This is a genomic window from Anoxybacillus sp. ST70, assembly GCF_019553625.1.
In the GTDB taxonomy this organism is placed as follows: Bacteria; Bacillota; Bacilli; order Bacillales; family Anoxybacillaceae; genus Anoxybacillus; species Anoxybacillus gonensis.
On record NZ_JAHZOF010000048.1, the window covers coordinates 1 to 255 of the forward strand.

General features: G+C 56.5%; 1 rRNA gene. It reads right to left on the bottom strand.

Going from position 1 to position 255, the window contains the following annotated elements:
• A 23S ribosomal RNA gene (locus tag K1I43_RS15535) occupies positions 1-255 on the bottom strand; the annotation flags it as partial.

Consider the following 255-nt stretch of genomic DNA (forward strand, 5'->3'; position numbering starts at 1 on the left):
ATCGGTCACTAGGGAGTATTTAGCCTTGGGAGATGGTCCTCCCTGCTTCCGACGGGATTCCTCGTGTCCCGCCGTACTCAGGATCCACTCAGGAGGGAACGAAGTTTCGACTACAGGGCTGTTACCTCCTCTGGCGGGCCTTTCCAGACCGCTTCATCTACTCCGTTCCTTTGTCACTCCGTATTGAGTGTCCTACAACCCCAAGAGGCAAGCCTCTTGGTTTGGGCTGTTCCCGTTTCGCTCGCCGCTACTCAG